A 5,696-nucleotide genomic window follows, 5' to 3' on the forward strand; every position below is an offset into this window, starting at 1 on the left:
ACTGCAGGGGGGACCCTGTGGGAGAGTAGGACGCCGCCGAACTCCTTTTAAGAGAAAGCCCCAACTACCGGGTACACACCCGGGAGTTGGGGCTTTTTCGCGTTCACCGGGCGGCTGAAACGGTCAGAGCAACACAAAAGCCCGCTTCCGTGAGGAAGCGGGCTTTTGTGAACAGAAGTTACTGTGCCCCCAACGGGATTCGAACCCGTGCTACCGCCTTGAAAGGGCGGCGTCCTAGGCCGCTAGACGATGAGGGCTATCGGCCCGCCTGGGCGCCTTGCGGCGCGTCGGGGACGTCAGAAGCATATGGGATGGCGGGCGGTATCGCCAAAACGGTTTACGGGGACGGCCTCAGGGACGGCCTCGGCGAGGGGGTCGGAGACGGGGTGGAGCTCGGAGACCGGGTGGGGGAGGGCGTGGGCGACGAGGTGGGCGACGGTGTCGCGCCAGGCTGGTTGTCCTTCGGGAGGTGGCGGCTGACCTCGGCCGTCGTCAGCCCCAGGCCGCCGAGCTGGATCTCGTCCCAGGCCTGGAGATGGCGCGTGTCCCGGTTCAGGTAGAGGATCGACGCCTCGATGGGGTCCGGGTACTTGCCCTCGACGGCACGCAGGCCGCTGCCGCCCGTCGAGCCCTCGACGCGCAGCCTGGTGCCGTACTTCATGACCTCCATCTCCTCGTGGTGCAGATGGCCCGCCAGGACCAGCGGCACCGTGCCGTCCGTCTCGCGGGCCGCCGACGGCTCGTGCGCGATGGCGATGTCGACGGGGGTGCCCGCCGTCTGCTGGTCGCGGATGGCCGACGCCAGCCGAGCGCCGGCCAGCTCCTCGGCGGTGTTCCCGCCCGCCTGGATCGAACGGTCCGGGGTGTACTGCGGATCGCCGATGCCCGCGAAGCGCAGGCCCGCGACCGAGACGGCCCTGCCCTCGTCCAGGACGTGCACGTTCTTCATGCGCTCCAGATAGCGCTGGGTGACCTGGCTGTCGTGGTTGCCGCGCACCCAGACGTACGGGGCGCCCAGGTCCGCGATCGGGTCGAGGAAGCCGTTCTCGGTGGCGGTGCCGTGGTCCATGGTGTCGCCGGAGTCGACGATCACGTTGATGTCGTACTGCTTCACGAGCGAGGCGATGATCTTCCAGCTCGCCGGGTTGAGGTGGATGTCGGAGACGTGCAGGACCCGGATGGTGGTCGGATCGGGCTCGTAGGCCGGGAGCGTGGAGGTGACGTCGTACAGCTTCGTCACGTTCGTCACCAGGCGCGCCAACTCCTTCTGGTAGACGTCGAATTCGGTGACGATGTTGCGTGCGTTGCCGACCAGGGAGGGGGCGGAGGAGAGGAGTCCGGAGAACTTCGGCTCCAGGACCGACTTGGGGTTCCAGGTGGCGTACGCCGTCGCCCCCGAGGCCGCGAGCAGGGCCAGCGCCAGGCCGCCGGCGGCCAGGGCGCGGCGGGGGCGGCGGTAGACCGCCAGGCCGAGGGCCGTGGCGCCGGAGACGACTGCCACGCAGGACCGCAGGGCCAGGTCGAGAGTGCCGTGTTCGACGTCGCGCGCCACCTCGTCCTGGAGACCCGAGATCCGCTCGGGGTGGTCCACCAGGGCCTGGGCGCGTGTCGGGTCGAGGCGGTCGACGTCCACGTCCAGGCGGAAGGGGGCGACGTGGCTGCGTAGCTCCAGTGCCCCCAGCGGGGACACGTTGATCTTTGTGCCGCCCGTGACGGAGGGGCGCAGGGTCATCGTGGTGTTCATGGGGCCCACCGGCACCCGTACGTTGCCCACGATCAGCAGGCCCAGCCAGGCGCCGAGCAGGACGACGGTCATCAGGCCGAGGGCCCTGGTGTACGGGTGCGGCTGGTGGACGAGTTCGATGACCGGGTGCGTGCGGCGGGCGCGGTAGTGGCGGGCCAGGGCGCGGGGGACGGAGCGGGGGAGGGCTCGAATGCGGTGCAGGGCGGCAGCGGGGACGCGGGCCATTGGTCCCGTATGCCCAAGTCCATGGGTGGATATGCGGAGTGTGGGCGGAAGCGTGGAGGGCGAGCCTTGGTCCCGGCCGCCGTTTTCGGCCTCGTAGCTGACAATGGCGGTGTGCTGGAGATGACGCGCGAGGAGTTCGAGGAACTGGTTGCCGAGGCGCTCGACCGGATTCCGCCGGAGCTGACGCGGCTCATGGACAACGTGGCGGTGTTCGTCGAGGACGAGCCACCGGCCGAGGATCCCGAGCTGCTCGGTCTGTACGAGGGGACTCCGCTGACGGATCGCGGGGAGTGGTACGCCGGTGTCCTCCCGGACCGGATCACGATCTACCGGGGGCCCACGCTGCGGATGTGCGACTCGCGTGAGGACGTGGTCGCCGAGACCGAGGTGACCGTCGTGCACGAGATCGCTCATCACTTCGGGATCGATGACGCTCGGCTGCATGCGCTCGGGTACGGGTGAGGGGCGTCGGCGAGGTGGGGCGGGGCGCGCTGCGTGCGGGGACGCGGGTGGGGGGCTTCGGGGGGTAAGGGCGGTCTCCTGTTCGGGTTCGGGTGTGCGCGTGTCTTCTTGTGGGCGGCGGGAGTTGGACAGGGGGACTCCCCGATCCCCCCGCCGGAGGTGGCTGCCCGTGCGCGCCATGTACGTACCCGTTCGTCTCGCCGCCACGGTCATGGCCGTCGCCGCGGCCGCCGGCTGCATGAGCGTCGGTGACGACGGGAGCAGGCCCGGGCCGTCCCACTCCGCCGGGCAGCGCGGTGGGGCCGCGCCGGACGGGGGCACCGTGGTGGGAAGCGGCTCGGGGGTGCGGGGCGGTACGGGGGTGAAGGGGCACGGTTCGCCGGAGCCGGGGTCCTCGGCGTCCGGGTCGGCGTCCGCGTCCGCGTCGGTCTCTCCGTCCGGGGGTGCGAAGCCGACCGCCGGGGCTACGTCGAAGGACGGCAAGGGTGGGGGCGGCGGGGGGAACGGCGGGCACGGACACGGGCACGGTGGGGCGGAGTCGCCTGCGCCCACGAAGCCGGATCCGACGCCTACGCACACGGATCCGGCGCCTTCGACTTCTCCGCCGGTGGATCCGCCGACGCCGTCCGATACGGCGCCTCCGGCCGAGCCGTCGTCCTCGGCTCATGAGCAGGTTGCTCAGTCGCAGTTGGTGGAGCGGGAGCCTGCGCCTTCTGCCGGCCGGGGGGCCTGACGCGGGTTGCCTTGTCTGGGGCCGGTGGGTGGGTCGGGTTTCAGCGTCTTCTGCCGGTCGCCTGACGTTGTCGCCTGTCGCCGGTGGGTGGGTCGGGGCCGGGCCGGAGCATCCGTCCTCGGTCTGGCGCGGAATCGGTTGCGTTACAGGTGGAGGGTGTTGACGCGCCATCCGCTGCGGGCGGACGTTCCGGCCCGTCCCCTGCCGTGCTTTCGCGGCTGCGGGTGCGTGGGGGTGACCGGTCCGGGTTCAACGCCGGGGTGTGACTGCGGGCCCCCCGGATTGCCACTGTGGGCCGATTCACTCTGCCTGCGGGTGGGGCGTGGGGGCGGTCAAAGACTGTGTGCCCGGGGTTCGGCCGGCTCTCCTCCGGGCCCGGACTTGGTGGGCCAAACGGGGCTGACCTGGGGGGATGGGGCTCAGTTTGCCTCATGGGGGGTTGGGTGCGTATGGTGGTAGATCGTTTGATCCCATTTGCCCGGCGCCAACGCAGAGAGCGCCGCGTGTGGCGCGTACTCTCCCCTGCCGTGGCCGGACCGCATTGAGGCGGTCGATTGCGAATTCACGGAGTTACGGGCGCGTGCCGAGAACTCCGGAAGGTTCGCATTTCGCATGTCTGTTTCCAGTACTGATCACATCGTCGTGCCCGAGAACAACGACGAGAACCCCGTAGAGGCCATCGACATCGTCGACGCGGTCGAGACCGAGGAGTCCGCTCCCGAGCTCACCTTCGGCGACCTCGGCCTCCCCGAGGGCATCGTCCGCAAGCTCGCGCAGAACGGTGTGACCACCCCCTTCCCGATCCAGGCGGCGACCATCCCGGACGCCCTGGCCGGCAAGGACATCCTCGGTCGCGGCCGTACCGGCTCCGGCAAGACCCTCTCGTTCGGTCTGCCGATGCTGGCGACGCTGGCCGGTGGCCACACGGAGAAGAAGAAGCCCCGCGGCGTCATCCTCACGCCGACCCGTGAGCTCGCGATGCAGGTCGCGGACGCGCTGCAGCCGTACGGCGACGTACTCGGCCTGAAGATGAAGGTCGTCTGCGGCGGTACGTCCATGAGCAACCAGATGTACGCCCTGGAGCGCGGCGTCGACATCCTCGTCGCCACCCCGGGCCGTCTGCGCGACATCATCAGCCGCGGCGCCTGCTCGCTCGAGAACACCCAGATCGCCGTCCTCGACGAGGCCGACCAGATGTCGGACCTGGGCTTCCTGCCCGAGGTCACCGAGCTGCTCGACCAGGTCCCGGGTGACGGTCAGCGCATGCTCTTCTCCGCCACCATGGAGAACGAGATCGCGACCCTGGTCAAGCGCTACCTGACCAACCCGGTCACGCACGAGGTCGACAGCGCCCAGGGCAACGTCACGACCATGTCGCACCACATCCTCATCGTGAAGCCCAAGGACAAGGCGCCGGTCACCGCCGCGATCGCCTCCCGCAAGGGCCGCACGATCATCTTCGTCCGCACCCAGCTGGGCGCCGACCGCATTGCCGAGCAGCTCTGCGAGTCCGGTGTGAAGGCCGACGCGCTGCACGGCGGTATGACGCAGGGTGCGCGTACCCGCGTGCTCGAGGACTTCAAGAAGGGCTACGTCAACGCCCTCGTCGCCACCGACGTCGCCGCCCGCGGCATCCACGTCGACGGCATCGACCTCGTGCTGAACGTCGACCCCGCCGGTGACCACAAGGACTACCTGCACCGCTCCGGCCGTACGGCCCGCGCCGGCCGCTCCGGCACCGTCGTGTCGCTGTCGCTGCCGCACCAGCGTCGTCAGATCTTCCGGCTGATGGAGGACGCGGGCGTCGACGCCGGGCGTCACATCATCAACTCCGGTACGGCCTTCGAGCCCGAGGTCGCCGAGATCACCGGCGCCCGTTCGATGACCGAGGTCCAGGCCGAGTCCGCGGGCAACGCGGCGCAGATGGCCGAGCGTGACGTGAAGGACCTCACCAAGCAGCTGGAGCGCGCGCAGCGTCGTGCGGCCGAGCTGCGCGAGGAGGCCGACCGGCTGACCGGGCGCGCGGCGCGCGAGCGTGGCGAGGACCCGGAGGCGGCCGTCGCCGCCGCCGCGGAGGCCGCGGCGGAGAAGGTCGTGGCCGAGGCCGCCGCCGAGGCCGCCGAGCAGCCCGCGGAGCGTTCGTCCTCGTACGAGCAGCCGCGTCAGCGTCGTGACGAGCGGGGCAGCTACGAGCGCCGCGACCGCAGCGGTGACCGTGGCGGTGACCGTGGTGGCCGTTCCTTCGAGCGTCGTGACGACAACCGTGGTGGCGGGTTCCGCCGCGACGACCGTCGTGACGGCGAGCGCGGTGGCTTCAACCGTGACCGTGACGACCGTGGTGGCCGTTCCTTCGAGCGTCGCGACGACAACCGCAGTGGCGGGTTCCGCCGCGACAACGACCGTCGTGACGACCGCGGTGGCTTCAACAACCGTGACCGTCGTGACGGCGAGCGCGGTGGCTTCAACCGTGACCGTGACGACCGTGGTGGCCGTTCCTTCGAGCGTCGCGACGACAACCGCAGTGGCGGGTTC

At 70.4% G+C, this 5,696-nt stretch carries 3 protein-coding genes and 1 tRNA gene; 2 read left to right on the plus strand and 2 right to left on the minus strand.

Annotation, left to right across the window (positions count from 1 at the left end; all coding sequences use genetic code 11):
• Window positions 1-184: 184 nt before the first annotated feature.
• Together ACN6LB_RS45490 and ACN6LB_RS45495 are read right to left on the minus strand one after the other, a co-directional pair.
• Window positions 185-257, minus strand: a tRNA-Glu gene (locus ACN6LB_RS45490).
• Window positions 258-337: 80 nt separating this feature from the next.
• A complete protein-coding gene (locus ACN6LB_RS45495) occupies window positions 338-1,969 on the minus strand; it encodes a metallophosphoesterase family protein (protein ID WP_445031054.1) in 1,632 nt (543 codons plus the stop codon).
• A gap of 111 nt (window positions 1,970-2,080) precedes the next feature.
• On the opposite strand from ACN6LB_RS45495, the gene ACN6LB_RS45500 reads away from it, so the two are divergent.
• A complete protein-coding gene (locus ACN6LB_RS45500; RefSeq protein ID WP_037722149.1) occupies window positions 2,081-2,431 on the plus strand; it encodes a metallopeptidase family protein in 351 nt (116 codons plus the stop codon).
• Between the two features lie 1,345 nt (window positions 2,432-3,776).
• On the plus strand, window positions 3,777-5,696 hold a 1,920-nt coding region (locus ACN6LB_RS45505), incomplete at its 3' end, for a DEAD/DEAH box helicase (RefSeq protein ID WP_445031056.1).

Source organism: Streptomyces sp. SAS_270 (assembly GCF_052543295.1).

Coding starts and splice junctions, on each gene's coding strand:
- ACN6LB_RS45495 (WP_445031054.1), bottom strand. CDS start 1,969: ATGGCCCGCGTCCCCGCTGCCGCCCTGCACCGCATTCGAGCCCTCCCC.